Genomic DNA, 22560 nt, shown 5'->3' with positions numbered 1-22560 from the left:
CGCCATGACTAGCCCGATTCCGAAATCCGTCGCACCGGCCAGCCCGGTGGACCAGAGCCTGCTCTACCCCTCACCGTACAAAGAATTCTGGCACGCCTTCTCGCGCAACAAGGGCGCGGTAATGGGCCTGGCCTTCATGTGCCTGGTGGTGTTCTGCGCGTTATTCGCGCCATGGGTCGCCCCCCATGACCCGAGCGAGCAGTACCGCGACTTCCTGCTGACTCCGCCGGTGTGGCTCGATGGCGGCAGCTGGCAGTTCATCCTCGGCACCGACGAACTCGGCCGCGACCTGCTGTCACGCCTGATCCAGGGCGCGCGGCTGTCGCTGCTGATCGGCCTGTCGTCGGTGGTGATGTCGTTGATCCCAGGGATCCTGCTGGGCCTGCTGGCCGGCTTCTTCCCGCAGCTGCTCGGCCCATCGATCATGCGCTTGATGGACGTGATGCTGGCCCTGCCGTCACTGCTGCTGGCCGTGGCCATCGTCGCCATCCTCGGCCCAGGCCTGATCAACACGGTGATCGCCATCGCCATCGTGTCGTTGCCGTCCTACGTGCGCCTGACCCGCGCTGCGGTGATGGGCGAACTGAACCGCGACTACGTTACCGCCGCTCGCCTGGCCGGTGCCGGGCTGCCACGGCTGATGTTCGTCACCGTGCTGCCCAACTGCATGGCACCGCTGATCGTGCAGGCGACCTTGAGTTTCTCCTCGGCGATCCTCGACGCCGCCGCCCTGGGCTTCCTCGGCCTCGGCGTACAACCGCCAACCCCCGAGTGGGGCACCATGCTGGCCTCGGCCCGCGACTACATCGAGCGCGCCTGGTGGGTGGTGAGCCTGCCTGGCCTGACCATTCTGCTCAGTGTGCTGGCAATCAACCTGATGGGCGACGGCCTGCGCGATGCGCTGGACCCGAAACTCAAGAACGCCGCCTGAGGAGACCGCCATGTCACTGTTGCAAATCAACAACCTGAACGTGCGCTTCGGCGACGCCAATGCCGTCCCCGTGGTCGATGGCCTGGACCTGGCGGTGGACGCCGGCGAGATCCTGGCCATCGTCGGCGAGTCCGGCTCGGGCAAATCCGTCACCATGATGGCCCTGATGGGCCTGATCGACGCCCCTGGGCGCATCACCGCCGATGCGCTCACCTTCGACGGTACCGACATGCTCAAGCTCAGCGGCCGGCAGCGGCGCAAGGTGGTGGGCAAGGACATCGCCATGGTCTTCCAGGACCCGATGACCGCGCTCAACCCCAGCTACACCGTCGGCTATCAGATCGAGGAAGTGCTGCGTCAGCACCTGGGCCTGAAGGGCAAGGCTGCGCGTCAGCGTGCCCTGGAACTGCTGAAGAAAGTCGAGATCCCGGCTGCGGAAAGCCGCCTGGACGCCTACCCGCACCAGCTCTCCGGCGGCATGAGCCAGCGCGTCGCCATCGCCATGGCCATCGCCGGCGAACCCAAGCTGCTGATCGCCGACGAACCGACCACCGCGCTGGACGTGACCATCCAGGCTCAGATCATGGAGTTGCTGGTCAACCTGCAGAAAGAGCGCAATATGGCGCTTATCCTGATTACCCACGACCTGGCCGTGGTCGCCGAAACGGCCAAACGGGTGTGCGTGATGTACGCCGGCCAGGCCGTGGAAGTCGGCCAGGTGCCGGAGCTGTTCGACGTGCCTGCCCACCCGTACAGCGAAGCGCTGCTGGCGGCGATCCCCGAGCACAGCATCGGTGCCGAGCGCCTGGCCACGCTGCCCGGCATTGTCCCAGGCCGCTACGACCGCCCGGCTGGCTGCCTGCTGTCACCGCGCTGCCCGTACGTGCAGGACAACTGCCGGCACCAGCGCCCGCCCCTCGACCCGCAGGCCCACAGCCTGGTGCGTTGCTTCTACCCGCTGAACCAGGAGGTGGCGTGATGGCCGTCGTTCTCACTGCCCGGGAGCTGACCCGGCATTACCAAGTCTCCCGCGGGCTGTTCAAGGGCCACGCCCTGGTGCGCGCGCTCAATGGCGTGTCGTTCGAACTGGAAGCCGGCAAGACTTTGGCCGTGGTCGGTGAGTCCGGCTGCGGCAAGTCGACCCTGGCCCGTGCCCTGACACTGATCGAAGAGCCCTCCTCCGGCTCGTTGCAGATCGCCGGCACCGAGGTTAAGGGCGCCAGCAAGGCCGAGCGCAAGCAACTGCGCCGTGACGTGCAGATGGTGTTCCAGAGCCCCTACGCCTCGCTCAACCCGCGCCAGAAGATCGGTGATCAGCTGGCCGAGCCGCTGCTGATCAACACCTCGCTGAGCAAAGCCGAGCGGCGCGAGAAAGTGCAGAAGATGATGGAACAGGTCGGCCTGCGCCCCGAGCATTACCAGCGCTACCCGCACATGTTCTCCGGTGGTCAGCGCCAGCGCATCGCCCTGGCCCGGGCCATGATGTTGCAGCCGAAGGTGCTGGTGGCGGATGAACCGACCTCGGCGCTGGACGTGTCGATCCAGGCGCAGGTGCTGAACCTGTTCATGGATTTGCAGAAGGAGTTCAACACCGCCTACGTGTTCATCTCGCACAACCTGGCGGTGGTGCGACATGTGGCCGATCAGGTGCTGGTGATGTACCTGGGGCGGCCGGCAGAGATGGGGCCGAAGGAGGACATCTACGAGAAGCCGCTGCATCCGTATACCCAGGCACTACTGTCGGCGACACCGGCGATTCACCCCGATCCGCTGAAGCCGAAGATCCGCATTGCCGGGGAGCTGCCCAACCCGCTTAATCCGCCGGATGGGTGTGCGTTCCACAAACGCTGCCCGTATGCGACCGAGCGCTGTGCCAAGGAGGTGCCAGCGTTGCGGCAGGTGAGTACGCGGCAGGTGGCTTGCCACTATGCCGAGCAATTTCTCTAGATCAGTGTGAAATCCATCGCGGATAAATCCGCTCCTACATCGGTACCTTTGCAGGAGCGGATTTATCCGCGATGGGCCGTTCACGGTCGGCAGGATGTGCCGTTATGTGGAACCCTGGGCTGCCGGCACATCCCATTCCCCGTCTGCCCGGCGCTCGAGGTTCTGCAGGTTACCTCCAGGATCGGACAGCACACCCGTACGTCGGTTGAGTGATCGCCCATCCGGATACACCGTGTGCCCACTGGCGTGAAAGATCCGTCCATCACGCAGGGTCAATGTGGTTTCCTTGCCCACAGAGCCATCTTCATAACGGGCCGTATTGTCCAAAAGAATATGATTCGCACCGATATGGCGGTAGACGTACTTGCCCTGATCATCGATATAGATTTCAGTACCCGGCACCGCGTCGTCCAGGACTCTTTCACCCCAACTCTCACTGAACTGCGGACTCCGCTCAGACTGAGGGTTTTCAAACATGAGGCCTGCCGATAGCCGAAAAATCTGACCGAAAACACTCCTTTCTGATCGACCCTCCTCTGCACCTTGCTGGGAAGGGAACATCCACAGTCCATCCCCGATTGCCTCAAGACCTGCCGGGTCAAAATCCTCCTCTAGAAGTTGCCAGTTTCCGTCAGCGTTCCTCATTTCCCAACGTTGCCCCGATGCCCCATTGTCAGTGGGTTCGGGTAGCAATCTTTCAACCATTGTGATCACCTCGTAGTCAAAGCGTCACAACCAGGTTTTCATTCTCATCAAATTCTCCCTGTACTTGCGCACCATCCGCGAACGTCACGACGTGGGTCGCCCGATCATAGGAAGTACCATTCTGATAAGCGACTTTACCGTCCGGGGTCGACACGCTGCCATCGGGATGTTTTATCTGCCTGTCCGTTGCAATGGATCCATCCTTGTATGTGAAGCTGCCGTCTGCATTTTTTACGCTATCGGCGGGATGCTTGAACTGATTGCCGCCAATCTCATCAACAATAATCTGTACCGCGACGGGAGCGACAAAATGCTCCAAAAATGCCTTACCGGCCTGGGAAACAATACCTTTGCGCAAGCGCCCCCTGGCTTTTCCGGTCGCACCTCCCAGCCTTGGCCGTTTGACCCTGCGGAACTTTCCAGCCAATCGCGCTTGCGCATGAGTTGGCGCGTCTGGATCAATGTCACCGGAAACAATTACCCAGTCGCCATTCGGGTTCAACATTTCCCATTCGCCACTTTCGTTTTCAATTAAATCAGCCACGTCGGCCACTCCACTCTTAGAATTCAGGCATGACGAGCGCGCAGGGGCCCTGCCACTTGCAAGGCCTCATGGCGCCGTCACAGCGCAAAGACTAAGGGGCGGCAAACAGCGTGGGCACGTATAAATGGTTCCCTGACATATCCACTTTTCACTCTCGGCTTCCCGCGGTTCCACGAATGGAAAAGGGCCGCACAGCGGCCCCTGATTATCAATGCATAAAGAGCCAGATCAGGATGATCACCGGGATCGGCACCCCGATCATCCAAAGCAATATCGAGCGCATGTTGTTTATCCTTGTGCCGCTCAAGGCGACAGGGTACTGGCCAAAAAAGTGAAGGGCAGCAAAGCCGCCCTTCTTCAGTCAATGCATGAACAGCGCAATCAGGATGATGACCGGAATCGGGACGCCAATCATCCAAAGCAGTATCGAGCGCATGGCAGTTCTCCTTGCTTAACGTTGAAGGGTGCGGTGGGCTGCAAAGTCGCCTTCAAGCCACTGCACGCAGTCGCGTTGACGACCACCGTAAAGGGCCGCCAGGCTGGCGAAGAATGCGCCGCACAGCAGTGCGACAAAGGTCCACAGCGCAGTCCAGGCGGCAACCTTGGCAGCGGTGTCCGCCGCTTGCTTGGCAGCGGTTTTCAGTTGTTGCACCTGTGCCATTACCTGGTCGACCCGGGCTTCGGCCTCGGCCTGGCTCAGGCGAGTCCGTTGGGCAACCAGTTGCGCCAGGTAAGCGCGGTCTTCTGCAGGCAGTGCACCATCGCCCGCAACGCCCTTGGCCAGGATGCGCGCAGCTATGCCATTGGCTGCATCTTCGCTGACCGGCGCCGGGCCATCGCCACGGAACAGGCTATCGACGAAGTAATCCATCGAGTCGTTGTTGCTACCCGCCGCTGCGGCACCCCCTGTAGCGGCTGAAACGGTAGCTGCCTGCGAGGCTGCACTGGCTCCCGCACCCAGCAGATTGCCTGCGGCCCCCAATACCAGCATGGCTGCTACCAAGGTCGCCACGGCCCAGGACAGAAAACCGTGAGCGGTGTCGCGGAAGTAGACTTCATCGCCATGCAAGTTGGCCCATTTCACGCGCAAGCGACCGGCTATGTAGCCGCCCAAACCCGATGCAATGATCTGTGTGACCAGCAACCAGACGATGGTGGAAACGCCCAGGGCCTTTGCGCTGGCTCCCTCGTCAGCCCACGGTGAGCTGGCCGCAAAGCCGAGTCCGGCCCCCAGTACCACCAATATCAGGGACACCGAGGCGGCAGCGGCCGCGCCAGCGAAGACCGCCGCCCAGGAGACTCCTGAGCGGTTTTGAGTATCGACAGCAGGGTAATCGGCAGGGGTGATCATGATGTATGCGCCTTATGTTGTGAGCGATAAATTCCGTTCGCGCAGTCACCATTGCAGCGGTTGTGCCAGTTGTGACAAAAAATGACGCCTTTGAATATCAATGAGTTAATAAAATTGGTCGACGTCTGACCGTGCAAAATGCGCGACGCGCCCCCCTGCATCAGGTGTTCTGCATTCTTGTAACGGGTCTGACAGACGAGGCATGATCTACCCATGATGCTACCCGACGGCCCCGCCCAGACCCCGCTCACCGCCGACACCGTGCTGCGCTACCACCTGTGCTGGAAGCACCGTGACCTCGACGGCGTGATCGCGCTCTACCACCCCGACATCCAGTACCACGACTTCTTCCAGAACCGCGTGCTCGGCTATGTCGAGCTACGCGACTACGTGCGCGCCTGCCTGCCCCATGAAGCCGGCGAAGACATCGTCCACAGCGACCGCATCCGCGTCGACGGCTGCACGGCGTTCATCCAGTACCAGGTCACGGTGCAGGGCGGCGAAGGCCTGGTGGCGTTCCAGTCCAGCGAAGCGATCACCGTCAAGGACGGCCTGATCTGGCGGGTCAACGAGTACGCCACCCTGGTGCGCCAGAACGGCAACGCCCTGGTCAGCAGCGGCCCACGCCCGGCCACCAGCCGCCTGGGCCTGTCGCCACGGCAGCTGTCGACCATGGCCCAGGACCTGGAACACTACTTCCAGCGCCAGCGCCCCTACCTCGACCCGGAACTGGACCTGCAGCAGGTGGCCGACGCCAGCGGCTACAGCCGCAACCAGATCTCCTACCTGCTGAACCAGGTGCTCGGGCAAAGCTTCTACCGCTACGTCAACCAGGCACGCCTGCAACACCTGATGGCCAGCCTCGACGACAACAGCGTCGAGGCACCGATCGACGACTTGGCGTTCAACGCTGGCTTCAACTCGCTCTCGGCGTTCTACAAGTGCTTCCGCGAGCACACCGGCCTCACCCCCAAGGCCTATCTGAAGCAAATTTCCCTGCGTGCACGCACGTAAGACAGGCGCTGGCCGACACCACTAGCATCGCCCACAGACCTTGACGGATGTGGAGCAAAACCCGATGCAACCCCTGCGCACGCTCAGCCTGTGGATGGACCAGCTCGACGAGCCGCTGTGCGCGCGCCCGGCCCTGCGCCAGGACCTCGAAGTCGATGTGTGCATCATCGGCGCCGGCTACACCGGGCTATGGACCGCCTACTACCTCAAGCGCCAGGCGCCGCACCTGAACATCGCGGTAATCGAGGCCAACATCGCCGGCTTCGGCGCCTCGGGGCGCAATGGTGGTTGGCTGATGGGCAACCTGCTCGGTGAAGACCGACTGCTCGCCACCCTGTCGCCGCAGCAGCGCCGCGCCAGCATCGATCTGCTGCATGGCATTCCCGATGAGGTGCACAGCGTGCTGCAACGCGAAGGCATCGACTGCGACTACCGCAAAGGCGGTGTGCTGTATTGCGCCGCGCGTTACCCAGAGCAGGAACGCAGCCTGCGCGCCTATCTCGACGATCTCTATCGCCAGGGAATGACCGAGGACGACTATCGCTGGCTGCGCCCCGAGCAGCTGGACGCGCAACTGCGAGTCAGCAATGCCTACGGCGCAATCTACAGCCCGCACACCGCGACCATCCAGCCGGCCAAGCTGGCCCGTGGCCTGGCCCGGGCGGTGGAGGCGCTTGGCGTGACGATCTACGAGAACACCCCAGCCATCGACTGGCAGCCCGGCGAAGTGCGCTCGCCCCTGGCGCGCATTCGCTGCCAGTGGATGGTGCCTGCGGTCGAAGGCTACGCCGCCAGCCTGCCGCCGCTGGGCAAGCACCAGTTGCCGGTGCAGAGCCTGCTGGTGGCCACCGAGCCGCTTCCGGAATCGACCTGGGAGCAGATCGGCCTCAGCCAAGGCCAGGCCTTCAGCGAAAGCAGCCGCCAGGTCACCTACGGCCAGCGTACCGCCGACAACCGCCTGGTGTTCGGCGCCCGCGGCGGCTACCGCTTCGGCGGCCGCCTGCGCGAAAACTTCAACCTCGAGGAGCACGAAATCGAGCTGCGCCGCTACTTGTTCGGCGAACTGTTCCCGCAGCTCAAGCACGCACGCATCACCCACACCTGGGGCGGCAACCTGGGCATGGCGCGGCGCTTTCGCCCGCATATGCTCTGTGACCGCCAGCGCGGCATTGCCCTGGCCGGCGGCTATGGCGGCGAAGGTGTCGGTGCCACCAACCTCGGCGGCCGCACGCTGGCGGCGCTGATCCTCAACCAGCACAACCAGCTGACCGCGCAACCCTGGGTGCTCGACAACCGCCCGGTATCGAGCCTGGCCAGCTGGCCGCCCGAGCCCTGCCGCTGGCTCGGCTACAACGCGATCATCCAGAGCTTCGTCCACGAGGACCGGACCCTCGCCAACCCCGCCAGCTCGCCCTGGAGGCGGCGCCTGGCCAGCTCGCTAGCGGACTTCATGGAAGGTTTCATGCACTGACTTCCCTTTCCCCGACACAGGATCCACCGGTCATGAGCATCACCCAGTTCAAACACACAGACAGCGCCGTGCTTGACAGCTCCAACCCGGTCGCGGTGCCGCTTGGCGACCCCGTGGCAGTGACGTCTGTCACCTGCGTGGAACGCAGCGACGGCGTCGAAACCGGCATCTGGGAGTGCACCCCAGGGCGCTGGCGGCGGCAGATCGTGCAACAGGAGTTCTGCCATTTCATCAAGGGCCGCTGCACCTTCACCCCCGACGGTGGCGAGCCCCTGGTCATAGAAGCCGGAGACGCCCTGATGCTACCGGCCAACAGCACCGGCACCTGGGACATCCAGGAGACCGTGCGCAAGACCTACGTTCTGATTTTCTGATCCGCTGATCGCCTGCCTTCGATAACAACAGACAAAGCAAGGTAACCCGATATGCGCATGTTCCTGTTCGCCCCCCTGATGCTGGCCGCAAGCTTCGCCAGCGCCGCCGAAACGGTGAAGATCTACAACTGGTCCAGCTACGTCGCGCCCGACACCCTGAAGAACTTCCAGCAGGCCAGCGGCATCGTGCCGACCTATGACGTGTACGACAGCAACGAGACCCTCGACGGCAAGCTGATGACCGGCAATTCCGGCTACGACGTGGTGTTCCCGTCCAACCATTTCATGGCCCGGCAGATCCAGGGCAAGGCCCTGAAGCCGCTGGACAAGTCGCAGCTACCCAACTGGCATAACCTCAACCCGGTGCTGATGAAGGCGCTGGAGGTCAACGACCCGGGTAACCAGTACGGCTTCCCGTACCTGTGGGGCAGCACCGGCATCGGCTACAACATCGACAAGGTCAAGGCGGTGCTCGGCGACAACGCACCGGTGGACTCCTGGGACCTGATCTTCAAGCCCGAGTACATGAGCAAGCTGAAAAGCTGCGGCGTGGCAGTGCTGGACAACGGCCCCGAACTGCTGCCGATCGCCCTGCACTACCTGGGCCTGCCGCACCACAGCCAGAACCCGGCCGACTACGACAAGGCCAAGGCGTTGCTGATGCAGGTGCGGCCGTACATCAGCTACTTCCACTCATCGAAGTACACCGGCGACCTGGCCAACGGTGATATCTGCGTGGTGGTGGGCTTCTCGGGGGATGTGCTGCAGGCGAAGAACCGCGCCGAAGAGGCGAAGAACGGGGTGAAAGTCGGGTATTCGATCCCGAAAGAAGGTGCGCCAATGTGGTTCGACATGGTGGCCATGCCGGCCGATGCGCCGGATGAGAAGGCCGGGTATGCCTACATGAATTACCTGCTGCAGCCAGAGGTGATGGCCAACATCAGCAACCACGTGCAGTACGCCAACGGCAACCTCAAGGCGGACGGGCTGGTAGAGCCGGCGATGAAGGGCAATACGATGATTTACCCGAGCGAAGATGTGATGGGCAAGCTGTACGCGCTGGAGGCGATGCCGGCCAAGATCGACCGTATCAGGACTCGGATCTGGACCAGCATCAAAGCAGGCAACTGACATTCGTCAGTTGCAAAGCCTCAAGCTGACAGCGGCAAGAAAAAAGCGGGCCAATTCGCGCCCGCTTTTTCTTGTAGCTTGCAGCTTGAAACTTGTAGCTGCTCTTAGTGGTGCTCGCGGGTAGCGCGGAACTTGATGTCCGGCCAGCGCTCTTCCATCAGCGCCAGGTTGACCCGGGTCGGCGCCAGGTAGGTCAGGTGACCGCCACCGTCGATGGCCAGGTTTTCCATGGCCTTGTTCTGGAATTCCTCGAGCTTCTTCTTGTCGTCGCAAGCGATCCAGCGGGCCGACCACACGGTGATCGGCTCGTAGGCGCACTCGACCTTGTACTCTTCCTTCAGGCGGCTGGCGACCACGTCGAACTGCAGCACACCGACCGCACCGAGGATGATGTCGTTGCTGCGCTCAGGGAAGAACACTTGGGTCGCACCTTCTTCGGCCAGCTGTTGCAGGCCCTGGCGCAGCTGCTTGGATTTCAGCGGGTCCTTCAGGCGCACGCGGCGGAACAGCTCCGGGGCGAAGTGCGGGATACCGGTGAAGCCCAGCGACTCGCCTTCGGTGAAGGTGTCGCCGATCTGGATGGTGCCATGGTTGTGCAGGCCGATGATGTCGCCAGCATAGGCCTCTTCCAGTTGCTCACGTTCGGAGGAGAAGAAGGTCAGTGCATCGCCGATGCGCAGGTCCTTGTTCAGGCGCACATGGCGCATCTTCATGCCCTTTTCGTACTTGCCCGAGCAAATGCGCATGAAGGCGATACGGTCGCGGTGTTTCGGGTCCATGTTCGCCTGGATCTTGAACACGAAGCCGGTGAATTTCTCTTCCACAGGCTCGACGGTCCGCTCGTGAGCCACGCGGCCCAGCGGGCGCGGTGCCCAGTCGACGACCGAATCAAGCACGTGGTCGACACCGAAGTTACCCAGTGCGGTACCGAAGAACACCGGGGTCAGCTGACCGTTGATGAACTCTTCCTGGTTGAATTCATGGCAGGCGCCCTGTACCAGCTCCAGCTGCTCGACGAACGAATCGTACTGGTCGCCCAGGTGCGCGCGGGCCTCGTCGGAGTCCAGCTTCTGGATGATCTTGGCTTCAGTGCGCTCGTGGCCGTGGCCTGGGGTGTAGACCACGATGTAGTCGCCGGTCAGGTGGTACACGCCCTTGAAGTCGCGGTAGCAACCAATCGGCCAGGTGATCGGCGCGGCCTTGATCTTCAGGACGGCTTCGATCTCGTCGAGCAGTTCGATCGGGTCGCGGATGTCACGGTCGAGTTTGTTGATGAAGCTGACGATCGGCGTGTCGCGCAGGCGGCACACGTCCATCAGGGCGATGGTCCGCGGCTCTACGCCTTTACCGCCGTCGAGCACCATCAGCGCCGAGTCCACCGCGGTCAGGGTGCGGTAGGTGTCTTCCGAGAAGTCTTCGTGGCCGGGGGTGTCGAGCAGGTTGATCATGTGCTCGCGGTACGGGAACTGCATCACCGAGGTGGTGATGGAGATGCCGCGCTGCTTCTCCATTTCCATCCAGTCGGAGGTGGCGTGGCGGTCGGACTTGCGCGACTTCACGGTACCGGCGACGGCAATGGCCTTGCCCATCAGCAGGAGCTTCTCGGTGATGGTGGTCTTACCGGCGTCGGGGTGGGAAATAATTGCGAAAGTGCGGCGCTTCGCGACTTCGGCGGCCTGGTTGGTCATGGGAAATCGCCTGACTGGGGGATTTGAAAGGGGCGATATCATACCTGAAGTTGGGCGGGGACCAAAATCCTGGAGCTTGCCGCTGGTCCTCCACTGCATTCGAGATCGAGCGCCGCCCGCGCGGCGCATCGCGAGCTACGCTCGCTCCTACGTTTGTTTTGGGCCAGTAACGCCTGTGCCAGGCGCGCGCGACCGCCTTGTTGGTACGACACAATATCGAGTCATGCGCCAAGGCGTACGCGCGCAAATCCCACAGGAATGATTGGCCCGAAACAAACGTAGGAGCGAGCGTAGCTCGCGATGCGCCGCGCGGGCGGCGCTCGATCTCAACGCCCATGAAGATCGACCGCCCCACACTTGGATGCCATCACTCGTCTCATCCAAGTCCGGCAATAGGATCCTCACTTCCCTGTCTCCCAACTTGAAAAATTCCCATCGCCATCCTGACCCTGCGATGAACATCGCGATAGCAGGTAATTCAACGCCTTGAAGTAGGATTCGCGCTTATTTTTCGCGTGATATTTCTAACACGCCAGTGATTAACGCTGGCCAAATGCCGCCCCAGATGGGAACCTTTACGCCCACGGAGACGTCCACTCCCCTGCAACCCGCTTCGGTTGGGGACTGGTTTCATCAGCATTTTCGGGCCCGACGGGGTTCGGCTCATGGCCTGATCGCAGCCTTCGGTTGCCTCACGCTGCTACTCGCGAACACACCCTCTGCCGCCAGGACCGGCCGGCTTACAAGAAGTGTGCTCGCCGACAACACAAGGAGTCCGCCTGTGGCTACACGCTACGGAAAAGGGCTGTTGGGATGCGCCACCGTGCTCGTCATCCTGGCCCTGCTGATCCACTGGATCGGCATCGACACGATCGCGCGTTATCGCGACGATCTTGGGTTCTACCTGCAAGCGCACCTGGTACTGGTGCTGGCTTCGATGGCGGCGGCGCTGGCCGTGGGCATCCCCGCCGGCATTGCCTTGAGTCGACCGCACCGGGTCGACAAGGCCGAGCGCTTCATGCAGTTCTTCAACGTTGGCAACACCATCCCCCCTTTGGCCGTTCTGGCCATCGCCCTGAGTATCCTGGGCATCGGCGCCGGGCCTGCGATCTTCGCGCTGTTCCTCGCCTCCCTCCTGCCCATCGTGCGCAACACCTACGAGGGCCTGAAAAACGTCCCCGCCTCGCTCAAGGAAGCCGCCACCGGCATCGGCATGACCCCGCGCCAGCAACTCTGGCAGGTGGAGTTGCCCAACGCCGTGCCGATCATCGTCGGCGGCGTGCGCGTGGCCCTGGCGCTGAACGTGGGCACCGCACCACTGGCCTTCCTGATCGGCGCCAACAGCCTCGGTAGCCTGATCTTCCCCGGCATCGCCCTGAACAACCAGCCACAGCTGCTGCTCGGTGCCGCCTGCACCGCTTTGCTGGCATTGGTGCTGGACGCGGCGGTGAGTTTCGCCAGCAAGCGCTGGCTGGAACGTGGCCTGGCTGGATAACAAGAGGGAACGTATGAACAAGAGAATCGCCCTGCTGCTGGGCGCGGCCCTGCTGTTCGCAGGATTTGCCCAGGCAGCCGAAAAACCCCTGATCCGCATCGGCGCGCGGGTGTTCACCGAGCAGACCGTGCTCGCCGAAATCACCGCGCAATACCTGCGCGCCAACGGCTTCGACGTGCGTGTCACCTCCGGCCTTGGCAGCAGCATCGCGCGCCAGGCCCAGGAAACCGGGCAGCTCGACCTGATGTGGGAATACACCGGCGTGTCGCTGGTCTCGTACAACCATATCGACGAGCGCATGCCCAGTGCCGAAGCCACCTACGCCAAGGTCAAGGAACTGGACGCGAAGAAGGACCTGATCTGGCTGACCCCGTCGAAGTTCAGCAACACCTACGCGCTGGGCCTGCCCAAGCAGGTCGCCGAAGCTTATCCACAGGTCAACACCATCAGCGACCTCAACCAGGTACTGCGTGACGAAAGCCAGCGCAAGCACCTGGTGGCACTGGACACCGAGTTCGCCAACCGCCCGGATGGCCTGGTCGGCCTGAAGGAGATGTACGACCTGCAAGTGGGCCGCGCCAACATCCGCCAGATGGATGCCGGGCTGGTCTACACCGCCATGCACAACAACCAGGTGTTCGCGGGCCTGGTGTACACCACCGACGGCCGCCTGAGCGCGTTCAACCTCAAGTTGCTGGAAGACGACAAGCACTACTTCCCCGACTACACCGCCGCCCCGGTGGTGCGCAAACAGGTGCTCGACGCCAACCCGAAACTGGTCGGCCTGCTCAAGCCCCTGGCCGAGCAGCTGGATGACGAAACCATGCGCCAGCTCAATGCCAAGGTCGACGTCGAACACCAGAACCCGACCACGGTGGCCGCCACCTTCCTGCGCGAGCACCCAATGCCTAGCGAGGTACAGCCATGAGCCTGCTCGACACGTTCGCCCACCTCGACTGGGCCCAGGTGCTGCAGCTGACCTGGCAGCACATCATGCTGGTGGGCGTTGCCGTCAGCCTGGCGATTCTGGTCGGCGTGCCGCTGGGCATTCTGATGACCCGCTTCCCGGCCGTCGCCGGCCCGCTTCAGGCCAGTGCCACGGTGCTGCTGACCATCCCTTCGATCGCCCTGTTCGGCCTGCTGCTGCCGTTCTACTCCAAGTTCGGCCAGGGCCTCGGGCCGCTGCCGGCAATCACTGCGGTGTTCCTCTATTCACTGCTGCCGATCCTGCGCAACACCTACCTGGCGCTGACCAACGTCGAGCCCGGCATCCGTGAAGCGGCGCGCGGCATCGGCATGACCTTCGGCCAGCGCCTGCGCATGGTCGAGCTGCCGATCGCGGTGCCGGTGATCCTCGCCGGCGTGCGCACCGCCGTGGTGATGAACATCGGCGTCATGACCATCGCCGCCACCATCGGCGCCGGCGGCCTGGGCGTGCTCATCCTCACCTCCATCAGCCGCAGCGACATGTCGATGCTGCTGGTCGGCGCCGTGCTGGTCAGCCTGCTGGCGATCATCGCCGACCTGCTCCTGCAAACCCTGCAACGTGCCCTGACTCCAGAAGGACTGCGCTCATGATCGAACTGAAGAACCTCAGCAAGACCTTCAACGTCAACGGCAAGGACGTCAAAGCCGTCGACTCGGTAAGCCTCACTGTCAACGAAGGCGAAATCTGCGTGTTCCTCGGCCCTTCGGGCTGCGGCAAGAGCACCACGCTGAAGATGATCAACCGCCTGATCACGCCAACCTCCGGCCAGGTGTTGATCAATGGCGAAGACACCAGCGCGCTGGACGAAGTGACCCTGCGCCGGCACATCGGCTACGTGATCCAGCAGATCGGCCTGTTCCCCAACATGACCATCGAGGAGAACATCACGGTGGTGCCGCGCCTGCTCGGCTGGGACAAGCAGAAGTGCCACGACCGCGCCCGCGAGCTGATGCACATGATCAAGCTCGAACCCAAGCAGTACCTGCAGCGCTACCCACGCGAGCTGTCCGGTGGCCAGCAGCAGCGCATTGGCGTGATCCGCGCACTGGCAGCGGAAGCGCCGCTGCTGCTGATGGACGAGCCATTCGGCGCGGTCGACCCGATCAACCGCGAGATGATCCAGAACGAGTTCTTCGAGATGCAGCGGGCGCTGAACAAGACCGTGATCATGGTCAGCCACGACATCGACGAGGCGATCAAGCTGGGCGACAAGATCGCTATCTTCCGCGCCGGCAAGCTGCTCCAGCTGGACCACCCGGACACCCTGCTGGCGCACCCGGTGGATGACTTCGTGAGGAACTTCGTCGGCCAGGACAGCACGTTGAAGCGCCTGCTGCTGGTGCGTGCCGAGGATGCGGCGGACAACGCGCCGTCGGTGAGCCCGCAGACGCCGGTGAACGATGCGCTGGAGCTGCTCGACGAGCACGACCGCCGCTATGTGGTGGTGACCGACGGGCAGAACAAGGCGCTGGGCTATGTGCGCCGGCGTGACATGCACCGCCAGCAAGGCACCTGCGGCGACTTCCTGCGGCCGTTCAATGCCACGGCGTCGCATGACGAGCATCTGCGCATCTTGTTGTCGCGGATGTATGAGTTCAACCGGGCTTGGTTGCCGGTGCTGGATGCGGAGCAGGTGTTCCTGGGTGAGGTGACACAGGAGTCGATTGCGGCTTATTTGAGCTCGGGGCGCTCGCGGGGGGCGAAGACCAGCATCGTGTCGCCGGCTGAGGCGGTGGCTTCGTAATCGCTGGGGCCGCACAGCGGCCCCGGCAATCTCGGCTCAGAACCCTACACTGGCCTGCACATAGAAGGTCCGCGGCTCACCGACATAGATGCCGGCATTGTTGTCGCTGGAGCGGGTGAAGTACTGCTTGTCAAACAGGTTCTTCACCCCCGCCGCGAGCTTCAGGTTGGACAGCTGCGGCCCGAACTCATACCCGCCACGGGCATGCCAGGTCACATACCCCGGAATATCCCCGTATTGCCCATCGGCAGTCGGTTCGGTGATGTAGTCACCATTGAAGCTGCCATCGGCGTTGATCCCGGTCCCCGGCGCACGCTGCTTGGACTGGGCGTAGGCATCCAGATTCCAGGTCCAGCGGTTGATCGCATAGCGCACCCCGGCAGTGGCCACCTGGCGTGAATAGAACGGCAGGTCACGGCCCTTGAAGCCGGGAATATCCCCTTCATACGTCGCCCGGGTATAGGTATAGCCACCGTTCACCGACACGCCTTCCAGGCGCGGGTCCAGCCCAGCCAGGTCGTAGCGCACCGAGGCCTCGATGCCCTGGTGCTTGGTCGCGCCGAGGTTGGTCCAGCCCACGTCGTTGCTGATGTACTGCAGCTCGTCATCGAAGTCGATGTAGAACGCCGTCAGCTCACCGGCGAAACCGCCGTTGTCATAACGGGTACCGAGCTCGTAGGTCTTGGCTTTTTCCGGCTCCAGGCCGTTGGCCGTGCTGTTGCCGGTGCCGCCCTGGCCCAGCTGGAAGTACTGCAGGCTGCCGAACGAAGTCTCGTAGTTGGCGAACACCTTCCAGGCATCGGAGATGTGGTACATCACGCTCAGCGCTGGCAATGGCTCGTTGCTGGTGATGCTGCGGTTCTTCTCCGGTACCGGCTGGCCGTTGGCGCCAAGCACCGGGCGGTCGCGCCAGTCGGTATTGATGTGTTCGAAGCGGATGCCCGGGGTGATGGTCCAGTTGCCGACATCGATCTTGTCATCGATGTAGTAGGCGCTGGCCTCGGTGCCGCCGCTGCGGTCCTGGAACACGTGGCCGTCGGAGGTCGGCGTGGGCGTCGGCACGTTGTCGATCAGCGCCAGGCGGGTCGACTGCTCGCGCATGGCTTCTTTCAGGTAGCGGTAGCCGACACTGACTTCCTGGGTAGTAGGACCGGCGAAGAAGATCCGCGACACCCGTGGCTCGATGGCGAAGGTGTGATAGTTGCGCGGGTACGACGACAGGGTCTTCATGTCGCGCGCGGCGATGGCGCTACCACGGAAGCTGTCGGTGTAATAGGTCAGTACTTCGAACTGGGTGGCATCGTCGAGCTGGCGCTGCCACTTGAACGACACGTCCTTGCGCCGGCCGGCGAAGTAGTCGTAGTCGCGCAGAGACTGGTACGGGTTGCTGTCGTACTGGGCCTGGGTCAGGCCGCCGGGCATGTCGGCACGGCCATCGTAGTAGTGAAAGTTGAGCCAGAACTCGTCGACCTCGGTCGGTGCCCAGTGGGTCTTGAGGATGACGTCGTCGATATCATTGCCGTTGTTGCTTTCGCGATAGCCGTTGCCGTTCACGCCGGTGTACAGCAAGGCCACACCCATGCCGTTGTCGGCGGTGCCACCGACAAACGCCGATTCGGTGTGTTTCCAGCCGCCATGCTGGGAAGTTTCCAGCGTGGTGGACAGTTCTGCCGATGCCTTTTCGGGAATCGCCCGGGTAACAAAGTTGATCACCCCGCCGACGTTCTGCGGGCCGTAACGAACAGAGCCGGCACCGCGCACCACGTCGATGCTGTCGAGGTTGCCCGAGGAGATCGGTGCCATCGACAGCTGCGGTTGGCCATAGGGCGCAAAGGCTGCCGGAATGCCGTCGATCAGCACGGTCGAGCGCGGCGACAGGCGCGAGGTCAGGCCACGCACGCCAACGTTCAGCGACAAGTCACTGCCACCGGTGCCGTTGCTGTCCTGTACCTGCACCCCAGGGATGCCGCGCAGCACATCGCGCACGTTCATCGCGCCCTTCTCCTCCATCGCCTCACGACGGACCACGGTGCGTGCGCCTGGGTGGTTCTGCACCACCGCCTGGTCGGCATCGCCCAGCCAGTCACCGACCACCTTCACGTCGGTGGGCGCCAGCTCCAGGCTGCCGGTGGTGAGCGTGCCGGCAGGCTGGGCTGGCTTCACTACCACCGTGTCTTCGGACTTCTCGTACGTCAGCCCGCTGCCCTGCAGCAGTTGCTGCAAGGCCTGCTCGGGCGCCAGGTTGCCGGACACGGCCGGGGCCAGCTTGCCGGCTACCAGTTCAGGGCTGAAGAACAGCTGCAGGTTGGTCTGTTGGCCCAACTGGCTCAGCGCCGAGGCCAAAGGCTGCGCCTGGATCTGGATCATGCTGCCGGCCTGCTCGGCCTGGGCATCGACGGCCGCAGTGCTGACCGCCAGGGCCAGCGCCAGAGCGCTCAGGCGTGGAAAAGGTTTGTTGTTGTTCACGTCGTCGAAACATCCGGAAGAAGGAATAAACGCCAACCGCATGCAAATGGAAATGCTTGGCAGTTGCAGCTGACGGGGAAGACGAACGAGCGGAAAAAAACCTGAATCTATTTCGCGATTATTTCGCGGGAGCCGTCTGCATGGGCCTTGATTGCCACTGGCAGGATGCTCGGCAAGGCGCGCAGCAGCGCGTCCGTGTCATCGGTGCTGAAGGTGCTGGAGAGGCGCAACTGGGCAACCTTGCCAGGTGCCACGCGCAGGGGCTGGGCGCGGTAGCGCGACACTTCGGCCACCACTTCGGCGAGGGTGGCGTTGTCGAACACCAGCTTGCCCTGGCGCCAGGCGGTCAGGGTGGCGGCGTCGACCGCATAAGGCGCGGCGACCTGGCCATGCGCATCTATATAGGCACCCTGACCAGCGCCAAGTTGCGCCAGCGACGTATCACTGCCCTGCACACGCACCGATCCCTGCTCGACCGCCACGCGAGTGGTTGCCGGGTCCAGGCGCACATCGAAGCGGGTGCCGGTCACGGTCACGCTGCCTTGGGCAGTGTCGACCACGAACGGGCGGCTGCTGTCGTGGGCGACGATGAACATCGCCTCACCAGCGTTCAACTGAATGTGACGGCGGCCTGGGCTGAAATCGATGTGCAGCTGGGTTGCGCCGTTGAGCTCAAGCTGCGAGCCATCCGGCAACGCGACCTGACGGCGCTCGCCAAAGGCCGTCTGCAGCTGGCCTTGGTGATTGAGCTGTTGGTAGTGCCAGCCCGTCCAGCCGAGCCCCAGCGCCACCACTGCCACACTCGCCGCCAGTGCCTGGCGCAGCAGGCGCCGCTGCGGCAGCTGGCGTACCGGGCCTGGCTCACACAGCGCTTCGAGGCGCTGGCGCGGGATCAGCTCCGCCGCGCTCCAGACCGTGGCCAGGGCATCGTACTCGGCACGGTGGCTAGGGTCGGCGGCCAGCCAGGCACGCAGCTGCTTTTGCAGCGCGGCATCGCGTGGCGCGTCCTGCAGGCGCACGAACCATGCAGCCGCCTGCTCACGGACGGTCTCGGAACCGCGCTGTTTCATGGGAAAGGTCTCCTGACTCATCGTGCTGACACGTCCAGGTGCTCGCGCAGATGCCGGAGCGTGCGAATCATATACTTTTCGACCATGTTCCTGGTCAAACCCATGCGCTCGGCGATCTCGGCCTGGCTCAAGCCTTCGAGCTTCTGCCAGATGAACACCCGGCGGCAGTTCAGCGGCAGCTCGGCCAGCGCCCGCTCGACACTTTCGGCCAGCTCCAGGGCATGCACGTAGGCTTCCGGGTCGTCGCTAATGGCCACGCCTTCGTCGAAGGCTTGCAGTTCCAGGGCCTGGCGCCGGTCTTCGCGGCGAAACCCGTCCACGGCGATGTTGCGGGCAGTCTGGTGCAGGTAGGCGCGGGGCTGCTCGACCTGTTCGCGCGGGCTTTCCAGTACCCGGACGAAAGCATCATGCGTGAGGTCCTCGGCCTGCTGACGACTGCGCAATTTGCGCGTCCAGGTGCCGATCAGCTCATGGTAGTGGTCGAGGAAGCCTTTGTGTCCGGACACGTTCGGGGTCGTCAGGGAGGCGGATGAGGGTGCGAATAGTAATGTTTCTCATCCATAACGGCAAATCTGCCCGACGGTAACAAAAAATTTATCGTGTTTTTCATGTACGCCAGTGCCAGAAATTGTGGCCATAAATATGAACACCACAGGCCCCTTCGCGGGTAAACCCGCTCCCATAGGAATTGCGAAAACCCTGTAGGAGCGGGTTTACCCGCATAGGGGTCAACGCGGTCTATTCCACAATTTTTTACGCTTGAAACATGCCGGGGAACATCAGGCGGTCAGGTGAGTCGGTTATTCAACGGGTAGCGTGCCGATCCACGACGATCGCACCCGGATTGCCAGTTGATTCTGCATTCTTCACGCCCTAAAGTGCGCGCCGAACGTCCATGCTGGAAACGATCCATCCGGCTCAAGTACTGAGTAGGCGAACCAAAGTGGGGATACGGAGGACGTTCAGTTTGCAGCCACTTAATCATTCAGTTTGCCCATGGAGTCCCTGAGCATGTCGATCCAGGTCGAAGACTATTTCGCGCGTGACACCTTCCAGAAAATGAAGGCGTTCGCCGACAAGCAGGAAACCCCGTTCGTACTCATCGACACCCAGATGATCAGCCAGGCTTATGACGACCTGCGTGCTGGTTTCGAGTTCGCCAAGGTGTACTACGCGGTCAAGGCCAACCCGGCCGTCGAGATCATCGACCTGCTCAAAGAGAAAGGTTCGAGCTTCGACATCGCCTCGATCTACGAGCTGGACAAGGTCCTGGGCCGTGGTGTCAGCGCCGACCGTATCAGCTACGGCAACACCATCAAGAAGTCCAAGGACATCCGCTACTTCTACGAGAAGGGCGTGCGCCTGTACGCCACCGACTCGGAAGCCGACCTGCGCAACATCGCCAAGGCCGCGCCGGGCTCGAAAGTGTACGTGCGTATCCTCACCGAAGGCTCGACCACGGCCGACTGGCCACTGTCGCGCAAATTCGGCTGCCAGACCGACATGGCCATGGACCTGCTGATCCTCGCCCGTGACCTGGGCCTGGTGCCTTACGGCATCTCCTTCCACGTTGGCTCGCAACAGCGCGATATCAGCGTGTGGGACGCAGCCATCGCCAAGGTCAAGGTGATCTTCGAGCGCCTGAAGGAAGAAGACGGCATCGAGCTGAAGCTGATCAACATGGGTGGCGGCTTCCCGGCCAACTACATCACCCGTACCAACAGCCTCGAGACCTACGCCGAAGAGATCATCCGCTTCCTGAAGGAAGACTTCGGTGACGACCTGCCGGAGATCATCCTCGAGCCGGGCCGTTCGCTGATCGCCAACGCCGGTATCCTGGTCAGCGAAGTGGTGCTGGTCGCGCGCAAGTCGCGCACCGCCGTCGAGCGCTGGATCTACACCGACGTGGGCAAGTTCTCCGGCCTGATCGAAACCATGGACGAAGCCATCAAGTTCCCGATCTGGACCGAGAAGAAAGGCGAAGCCGAAGAAGTGGTCATTGCCGGCCCGACCTGTGACAGCGCCGACATCATGTACGAAAACTACAAGTACGGCCTGCCGCTGAACCTGGCCATCGGTGACCGCCTGTACTGGCTGTCGACCGGTGCCTACACCACCAGCTACAGCGCTGTGGAATTCAACGGCTTCCCGCCGCTGAAGGCTTACTACCTGTAAGCATCTGCGTCGCCTGCGCGGTAAAGCGCCGTGCAGGCGGCGCTCGACTCATGCCTCCCTTGGGTCAGCTCGGCTTATAGTCAACCAGCTTGAAGGGCTGGGGCTTCATCCTGGAGTCGGAAGCTGCCAGGTAGGTTATATTGCCCTGGACAATGCTGCTGTCAGTCAGCGTCGTTACCCCGCGCCCGCGGTGATCACGCAGGTTGAACACAGGCGATACGCCGCTCGCCGAACCGTTGATCACATCGATTTTCCAGAATACGTCACCCGCCGACGAACTGTAGAAGCCTAGGTAACCGTTGCTGCTGCAATCCAGATGTCGCTTGAAATAATGCGAATTCCTGGTCGCGCAACTGACCCGGTAATGGCAACTGTCGCCATGCTGACCAAGAAAATCGAAACGCAACGTGGCCGGCAAGAAATTCAGCCCCACCGTATCGCCTGCTGGCAGACAGAGCCATCCGGAGCTGTCCACTTCGAGCAATTGCCGTTCGATTAGCATGATCGGCACGCTCTGTTTGCTGTTGTCTTGCCCCTCCAACCTCGCCGTGAATGATTGCTGCAGATTGATTGTCGTCATGGTGACCTCCAGGTGATGAATCGCAAGAGAACCGCAGTCGTATGACTTGCGCGGTGCAACGCGACTCTGCTTCCGTGTCCCCCTGGGAAGAACCTGGAACGCCCCCCTTGAATGGCTAGCCGTCCCAGGCCCCTGATCACTCCCCGCGCCGTTCGATCTCTTCGGCATATCGCTGCGCAAACGCCATCAACACTGGCCCCGCCCCTTGCAAGGTCACCAAGGCGCTACGCAGAAAGCTCAGGTTGCCTTCGACCCGCGCGCGCTCCAGCCAAGCCCCGACTTCTGCCATATCCCCCCGCTCGGCCAGCACCATCGCCAGGCTGAACATGCCGCGAAAATCTCCCGCTTCGGCCGAGCGCCGATACCAGCGCACCGCCCGCACCGGGCTCGGCGCGGTGGCAATGCCGTGCTCCAGGTAACGCCCGTACAAGTTCATCGACTTGGCATGGCCCATCTGCGCTGCTTTCTCGTAACAGCTCAGCGCCTGGGCCTGGTTGGCCGGTAGCCCACGCCCGGTGGCCAGCAGGTTGCCCAGGTTGTACAGCCCCCAATCCAGGCCGGCATCGGCCGCCCTGGCATAGTGAATGGCCGACTGCGCCAGGTTCACCTCGCCCCCCCAACCATGCTCCAGGCAACGACCGAGCATGTTGTGCGCCATGGCACTGCCGCCCTGTGCCGCAATGCCGAACCAGCGCCGGGCAACACCGGCGTCCTGCTCGATACCACGGCCGTCGAGCAGAATCTGCCCGAGCAGCAGCTGCGCCTCGACCATGCCCTGCCCCGCAGCCGCCAGGATCGCCTGGGCCGCCTTGCCAGGGCTGTGTTCGAGCATGGCCTGCAGGCCGGCAGCATCCACCACTTCTTCACGACGCAGCTGATAGGACAT

At 62.7% G+C, this 22560-nt stretch carries 21 protein-coding genes; 12 read left to right on the top strand and 9 right to left on the bottom strand.

Annotated features, from left to right (window positions below):
- Positions 1-4 precede the first annotated feature (4 nt).
- From ABE528_RS12895 to ABE528_RS12885, 3 genes are read left to right on the top strand one after another with little or no spacing between them, the layout of a single operon-like run.
- Positions 5-931 (top strand): ABC transporter permease subunit, encoded by a 927-nt coding sequence (locus tag ABE528_RS12895; RefSeq protein ID WP_152956717.1) that lies wholly within the window; start codon positions 5-7, stop codon positions 929-931.
- Between the two features lie 10 nt (positions 932-941).
- Positions 942-1910, top strand: coding sequence for an ABC transporter ATP-binding protein (locus ABE528_RS12890; RefSeq protein ID WP_346653174.1), 969 nt, complete (start codon positions 942-944; stop codon positions 1908-1910).
- Positions 1910-2878 (top strand): peptide ABC transporter ATP-binding protein, encoded by a 969-nt coding sequence (locus tag ABE528_RS12885; RefSeq protein WP_346653173.1) that lies wholly within the window; start codon positions 1910-1912, stop codon positions 2876-2878. The genes ABE528_RS12890 and ABE528_RS12885 overlap by 1 nt, the downstream gene beginning before the upstream one ends.
- Before the next feature lie 102 nt (positions 2879-2980).
- Here ABE528_RS12885 and ABE528_RS12880 read toward each other — a convergent pair whose 3' ends face one another.
- The 3 genes from ABE528_RS12880 to ABE528_RS12870 form a co-directional block, all read right to left on the bottom strand.
- The gene (locus tag ABE528_RS12880; protein WP_346653172.1) at positions 2981-3583 is read right to left on the bottom strand and encodes a hypothetical protein; all 603 of its coding nucleotides are present in this window, start codon (positions 3581-3583) and stop codon (positions 2981-2983) included.
- A gap of 16 nt (positions 3584-3599) precedes the next feature.
- Entirely contained in the window at positions 3600-4127 is a 528-nt protein-coding gene (locus ABE528_RS12875) for a hypothetical protein (protein WP_346653171.1), read from the bottom strand.
- A 451-nt stretch (positions 4128-4578) separates the two neighbouring features.
- On the bottom strand, positions 4579-5478 hold the full coding sequence (locus ABE528_RS12870) for a hypothetical protein (RefSeq protein ID WP_346653170.1): 900 nt from the start codon (positions 5476-5478) through the stop codon (positions 4579-4581).
- Between the two features lie 213 nt (positions 5479-5691).
- Here ABE528_RS12870 and ABE528_RS12865 point away from each other — a divergent pair, with 213 nt between their 5' ends.
- The 4 genes from ABE528_RS12865 to ABE528_RS12850 all read left to right on the top strand — a co-directional run bounded on the left by ABE528_RS12865 (position 5692) and on the right by ABE528_RS12850 (position 9468).
- Entirely contained in the window at positions 5692-6492 is an 801-nt protein-coding gene (locus ABE528_RS12865; protein ID WP_346653169.1) for a nuclear transport factor 2 family protein, read from the top strand.
- A gap of 64 nt (positions 6493-6556) precedes the next feature.
- The gene (locus tag ABE528_RS12860; RefSeq protein WP_346653168.1) at positions 6557-7963 is read left to right on the top strand and encodes an FAD-dependent oxidoreductase; all 1407 of its coding nucleotides are present in this window, start codon (positions 6557-6559) and stop codon (positions 7961-7963) included.
- A gap of 32 nt (positions 7964-7995) precedes the next feature.
- On the top strand, positions 7996-8337 hold the full coding sequence (locus ABE528_RS12855) for a cupin domain-containing protein (RefSeq protein ID WP_346653167.1): 342 nt from the start codon (positions 7996-7998) through the stop codon (positions 8335-8337).
- A 51-nt stretch (positions 8338-8388) separates the two neighbouring features.
- Positions 8389-9468 (top strand): polyamine ABC transporter substrate-binding protein, encoded by a 1080-nt coding sequence (locus ABE528_RS12850; protein WP_152956711.1) that lies wholly within the window; start codon positions 8389-8391, stop codon positions 9466-9468.
- 104 nt (positions 9469-9572) lie between these two features.
- Here the strand turns inward: ABE528_RS12850 and ABE528_RS12845 are convergent, their stop codons facing one another.
- Positions 9573-11156: a peptide chain release factor 3 gene (locus ABE528_RS12845; protein ID WP_152956710.1), complete on the bottom strand. Its 1584-nt coding sequence runs from the start codon at positions 11154-11156 to the stop codon at positions 9573-9575.
- Between the two features lie 781 nt (positions 11157-11937).
- Here ABE528_RS12845 and ABE528_RS12840 point away from each other — a divergent pair.
- Genes ABE528_RS12840 through ABE528_RS12825 form a run of 4 tightly spaced genes read left to right on the top strand, consistent with a single transcriptional unit; the run spans position 11938 to position 15383 of the window.
- The gene (locus ABE528_RS12840; protein WP_346653166.1) at positions 11938-12651 is read left to right on the top strand and encodes an ABC transporter permease; all 714 of its coding nucleotides are present in this window, start codon (positions 11938-11940) and stop codon (positions 12649-12651) included.
- A 13-nt stretch (positions 12652-12664) separates the two neighbouring features.
- Entirely contained in the window at positions 12665-13579 is a 915-nt protein-coding gene (locus ABE528_RS12835) for a glycine betaine ABC transporter substrate-binding protein (RefSeq protein ID WP_152956707.1), read from the top strand.
- The gene (locus ABE528_RS12830; RefSeq protein WP_033701152.1) at positions 13576-14229 is read left to right on the top strand and encodes an ABC transporter permease; all 654 of its coding nucleotides are present in this window, start codon (positions 13576-13578) and stop codon (positions 14227-14229) included. The genes ABE528_RS12835 and ABE528_RS12830 overlap by 4 nt, the downstream gene beginning before the upstream one ends.
- On the top strand, positions 14226-15383 hold the full coding sequence (locus tag ABE528_RS12825) for an ABC transporter ATP-binding protein (RefSeq protein WP_346653165.1): 1158 nt from the start codon (positions 14226-14228) through the stop codon (positions 15381-15383). Before ABE528_RS12830 ends, ABE528_RS12825 begins: the two co-directional genes overlap by 4 nt.
- 36 nt (positions 15384-15419) lie before the next feature.
- On the opposite strand, the gene ABE528_RS12820 is transcribed toward ABE528_RS12825, so the two are convergent.
- The 3 genes from ABE528_RS12820 to ABE528_RS12810 all read right to left on the bottom strand — a co-directional run bounded on the left by ABE528_RS12820 (position 15420) and on the right by ABE528_RS12810 (position 19425).
- A complete protein-coding gene (locus tag ABE528_RS12820; RefSeq protein WP_346653164.1) occupies positions 15420-17849 on the bottom strand; it encodes a TonB-dependent siderophore receptor in 2430 nt (809 codons plus the stop codon).
- A 107-nt stretch (positions 17850-17956) separates the two neighbouring features.
- Entirely contained in the window at positions 17957-18919 is a 963-nt protein-coding gene (locus ABE528_RS12815; RefSeq protein ID WP_346653163.1) for a FecR family protein, read from the bottom strand.
- Between the two features lie 17 nt (positions 18920-18936).
- A complete protein-coding gene (locus ABE528_RS12810) occupies positions 18937-19425 on the bottom strand; it encodes a sigma-70 family RNA polymerase sigma factor (RefSeq protein ID WP_346653162.1) in 489 nt (162 codons plus the stop codon).
- Positions 19426-19930: 505 nt separating this feature from the next.
- Between ABE528_RS12810 and ABE528_RS12805 the strand changes: the two genes are divergently transcribed.
- Complete coding sequence (locus ABE528_RS12805) at positions 19931-21094, top strand: type III PLP-dependent enzyme (protein ID WP_025337787.1); 1164 nt, start codon at positions 19931-19933, stop codon at positions 21092-21094.
- A 64-nt stretch (positions 21095-21158) separates the two neighbouring features.
- Here the strand turns inward: ABE528_RS12805 and ABE528_RS12800 are convergent, their stop codons facing one another.
- The gene (locus ABE528_RS12800) at positions 21159-21674 is read right to left on the bottom strand and encodes a hypothetical protein (RefSeq protein ID WP_346653161.1); all 516 of its coding nucleotides are present in this window, start codon (positions 21672-21674) and stop codon (positions 21159-21161) included.
- 136 nt (positions 21675-21810) lie between these two features.
- Positions 21811-22560 carry a tetratricopeptide repeat protein gene (locus tag ABE528_RS12795; RefSeq protein ID WP_152956701.1) on the bottom strand — a complete coding sequence of 250 codons (750 nt, stop codon included), beginning with the start codon at positions 22558-22560 and terminating at the stop codon, positions 21811-21813.

This window comes from Pseudomonas sp. TWI628, assembly GCF_039673865.1.
In the GTDB taxonomy this organism is placed as follows: Bacteria; Pseudomonadota; Gammaproteobacteria; order Pseudomonadales; family Pseudomonadaceae; genus Aquipseudomonas.
This window is presented reverse-complemented; position numbering and strand designations above follow the sequence as displayed.